This window comes from Frankia sp. CcWB3 (assembly GCF_977927595.1).
In genome coordinates this window covers 9594-13473 of record NZ_CDWRCK010000112.1, presented here as the reverse complement: position 1 = coordinate 13473, position 3880 = coordinate 9594, and the positions used below count along the sequence as shown (strand labels likewise).

Genomic DNA, 3880 nt, shown 5'->3' with positions numbered 1-3880 from the left:
ATCAATCCCCGCATCCGTACTGCTATCCTGCCCTGGGGAGTATGTAGTCCGCGCCGGAAGCAGGCGGCAACCACCGGGGGGCATCTGGAAGCACGGGGTTACGTCCACCCTGCTTCACGGAATTCTGACTCCTCGGCAGATCTGCCTAGTCGAAGGTTCTGCAGGGCACAGCGCCCCGGGCCCTTCGCGCCGAAGGGCACTGAAGATTCATGGGGGAGAATTCTCATGTCGACAGCTCAGACTCGGCCGACGGTCAGCGTTGTCATTCCAGCGTTGAACGAAGCCCGGAATCTGGCACATGTATTTGCCCGCCTGCCAGCCGATGCGGAGATCGTGCTCGTCGACGGGCGGTCGACCGACGGAACCGTCGAGGTGGCACGGCGACTGCGGCCGGACGTGGTCATCGTAAACCAGACCCGCCGCGGGAAGGGTAACGCGTTGGCCTGTGGATTCGCGGCGGCCACCGGCTCCATCATCGTCATGCTCGACGCGGACGGCTCCGCCGATCCCGGTGAGATCGACGCCTACGTGTCCGCGCTTGTCCTCGGCGCAGACTTCGCGAAGGGCTCCCGCTTCTGCGCTGGCGGTGGGAGCAGCGACATCACCCAGCTGCGCCGCCTGGGCAACCGGGTACTCAACGGCCTGGTCAACCTGCTGATCGGCAGTCGCTACACCGACCTATGCTACGGCTACAACGCCTTCTGGCGGCATTGCCTGCCAGTGCTGGAGATGGAGCCCGGCCGCACCGACTCGGTGAAGCGATGGGGTGATGGGTTCGAAGTCGAGACCCTCATCAACATGCGGGTCGCGCTCGCCGGCATGCGCGTAGTCGAGGTGCCCAGCTACGAGCACCACCGGATCCATGGCGCCAGCAACCTCAACGCGCTCTCCGACGGCACCCGGGTGCTGCGCACCATCCTGGTCGAGGCCCGTGGCAAGGCCCGGATCCGGCCACGTGCCACCGTCCCGCCGCACCCACTGCTCGACATCCCCGAGCAGAAGCATGCGCCGACCACCCCACTCGGCCTGAGCACCCCGGCCGGCCCCGCCGCCTCGATCACCACCTCCACGACGCGGCTGGAGAACGCGTGACCCACGATGTGACCAGCAGCATTCCGGGCCTGGGGCAGTTCGGCGTCCTCGGCTCCGGTAGTCGCACCGGAACCGGACCCCACGCCGCGCATCTTCCCGGGTCGCGGTCTGCTGACGACCGACCGAGCGCGTCCGTGGTCGTGTGCTGCTACACCGAGGCCCGTTGGGACGACCTCTGCGCGGCCGTCGCCAGCGCCCACGACCAACTCGGGGTACACGACGAGCTTGTCCTCGTCGTTGACAACAACGAGGCCCTGCTGCGGCGTGCCGTCAGCGCCATGCCGGATGTCACCGTGGTGGCGAGCACGGGCCCACGCGGCCTGTCCGGCGCACGCAACACCGGCATCGCGGCCACCACAGGCGACATCGTCGTCTTCCTCGATGACGATGCCAGGGCGGAACCGAGCTGGCTCGAGCGCATGCTTGCCCCGTATGCCGATTCCCGTGTCATGGGAGTCGGTGGTGCCGCCCGTCCGGCCTGGCCCACCACCCGGCCCACATGGTTCCCGCCCGAGTTCGACTGGGTCGTCGGATGCAGCTACGAGGGTCTGCCCACCTCACGGGCGCCCGTCCGCAACCCGATCGGCGCATCCATGTCCTTTCGGCGCTCGGCCTTCGATGCGGTCGGCGACTTCACGCACGGCATCGGCCGCACAGGCACGGACCCGATGGGCTGCGAGGAGACGGAGTTCGGGATTCGGCTGCGCCAGTCCGATCCGAAGGCGGTCGTTCTCTACGAGCCCGCATCGGTGGTCGCCCATCGGGTGACCACCGAACGAACAACCTTCACCTACTTCCGGCGACGCTGCTATGCCGAGGGGCTGTCCAAGGCGCGGGTTGCCGGGCTCGTCGGCCAGGAATCAGCCCTGGAGGCGGAGCGGACGTATGTGAGTCGGACCCTTCCCCGGGCTGTCTGGCGTGATCTGTCCAGCGCCGGTCACCGCTCGCGCGCAGCGGCGATCGTCTTCGGAGTGGCCGCGACATCCTGCGGCTACCTACGCGGGCGACTCGGACGCCGAGCAGGCTAAGCACGATGAGGGCCGGCCCGGGAACATACCCGAGCGAGGACCCGCGCGGTGTGGGTGACGGAGAGCAGGTCTCGGCTCCCCGTCACCCACACCCGGCACGCCTCGTCACGTAGGTCACCCACCCGGCGGCAACCGCTCCCGCCAAACCCCCTGTGCCACCACTGCGGCCATCGTTGTGCCAGACGTCTCAGAGCAGGTTCGCCGGCGCCCGGTAGATCTTGATCCAGTCGACGAACATCGTGACCGTTGGCGGCGTCTGTGCGTTCCTGCACGGGACCACCTGAAAACAGCCTCGATCATGCTGAAGCGTCATATGCATCGGCTTTACCGGGATCATATTGCGTTCACGCGCATTCGTCGGCCGCCTGACCGTCCAGGTTGGCTTACCGTCCAGATAATATACGATACGATTCGGCAACCATTCCACCCCGACTGTGTGCCACTGGGTAAAATCAGCGTACACTTTTTTTCCAACTGCCGATTATCGCTGCCGAAATGAAGGAAGTTACTGCCGACCTGACGCTGCGGGTCCGGGACCTCAATGACGTCGATCTCCCCGTCGACCGGCCACTTCTCAGACTGCGGCCAGAGCAGTACCACCGCCGAGTACCCGGACCCCCGCTCCACGCGAATCCGCGCCTCCCACCGCCCGTACCGCAGGTTGATGCGGCTGGCGACACCGCCGGAAACGTCACGCCCAGCCGCATCGATCCATCCGGTGAGCCGCAGCGTGCCGTTCGCCACCGAGACGTTGGCCGGTGACCTGGGCATCAGCGGGACCTGCGGCGAGTCGTAGATCGTCCACCGGTTCGGGTCGAGCGTGTTCCCGTTGAAGGAGTCGGCGTAGACCGGCGTTCCCCAGACCGGATTCGGCGCCCATGTCGACGTCGAACCCGGCGGATCACTGACAGCCGACGGCGCGGACGGGGACGGGGACGCCGGCAGGGTGGAGGCCCCCGACGACGCAGGCTGCTTGTCGGACGGATCCGACGACATCCCCGGCTGCGGGGTCGACGAGGCTGACGTCGGCCCACCGGGCAAGGCCGACCCCCCATCCTCGCCATCGGACGTCCAAGCCGGTCCGCAGGCGGCCACCAGCACCAACAAAACTATCAAAAGTCGACGGTCGGGCCGCCGAACGGTCTTTCGCATGACAACCCCCGCCGCAGATCGCTCCACCGTGCTCCCCAGACAGCGACGGCGACGGCACCGGCACGACTAACAGGACCGTAGCCATTGTCCGTCGCACACGGTTCCTCGTGGACACGGATTGCCAACTCCGAAGACGCGGTCTGCCCGGCACCCAGCATGCCATCCGGACATCGGCCGTGGCTATCCGAGGAGATTTTAATTTTAACGTCGACGCCAGGCGCATCAAACCTAGACCGGCCGTTAGAATAACGGACCCGCGGGTCCGCGGCACGCCAAGCATGAACAGGTGCCCGCCACGCAGGGAGGGCCGGTCGGGGCTGCGAAGCCAGATGAGCAAACTATACGCGAGGACGGCGAGACGGAAGCACCGGCAGCTGTTCTGGCCGGCCTGGTTGCGGTTCGGTCCGCCTGATGCATCCCTGACCACACATTGAGGTTGGCGACCGTGCCCGTGTTGTGCGACCGGCTACGGTCCGGGACGGATACGGCGCAGTACGCTCCCTTTTAGTACGCACCCTCGCGGCGCAGGACCGCGAACACGGTACGCCAGAGGATGTAGAAGTCGAGGGGCAGCGACCAGTTCTGCACGTACCGCAGATCCAAGCGCA

Annotated in this window: 4 protein-coding genes; 2 read left to right on the top strand and 2 right to left on the bottom strand. The window is 66.6% G+C overall.

Annotated features, from left to right (window positions below; genetic code table 11):
- Positions 1-225 precede the first annotated feature (225 nt).
- Both ACY5KJ_RS10620 and ACY5KJ_RS10615 read left to right on the top strand, forming a co-directional pair.
- Positions 226-1092 (top strand): glycosyltransferase family 2 protein, encoded by an 867-nt coding sequence (locus ACY5KJ_RS10620; RefSeq protein WP_462189158.1) that lies wholly within the window; start codon positions 226-228, stop codon positions 1090-1092.
- Positions 1089-2120 (top strand): glycosyltransferase family 2 protein, encoded by a 1032-nt coding sequence (locus tag ACY5KJ_RS10615; protein ID WP_462189157.1) that lies wholly within the window; start codon positions 1089-1091, stop codon positions 2118-2120. Before ACY5KJ_RS10620 ends, ACY5KJ_RS10615 begins: the two co-directional genes overlap by 4 nt.
- A gap of 187 nt (positions 2121-2307) precedes the next feature.
- Here the strand turns inward: ACY5KJ_RS10615 and ACY5KJ_RS10610 are convergent, their stop codons facing one another.
- The gene (locus ACY5KJ_RS10610; RefSeq protein WP_462189156.1) at positions 2308-2547 is read right to left on the bottom strand and encodes a glycoside hydrolase family 16 protein; all 240 of its coding nucleotides are present in this window, start codon (positions 2545-2547) and stop codon (positions 2308-2310) included.
- Positions 2454-3221: a glycoside hydrolase family 16 protein gene (locus tag ACY5KJ_RS10605; protein ID WP_462203275.1), complete on the bottom strand. Its 768-nt coding sequence runs from the start codon at positions 3219-3221 to the stop codon at positions 2454-2456. Before ACY5KJ_RS10605 ends, ACY5KJ_RS10610 begins: the two co-directional genes overlap by 94 nt.
- Positions 3222-3880 lie beyond the last annotated feature (659 nt).

What these genes read in the sequence shown, in the direction of transcription:
- ACY5KJ_RS10620 (WP_462189158.1), top strand. Translation starts at nt 226, where the DNA reads ATGTCGACAGCTCAGACTCGGCCGACGGTCAGCGTTGTCATTCCAGCG.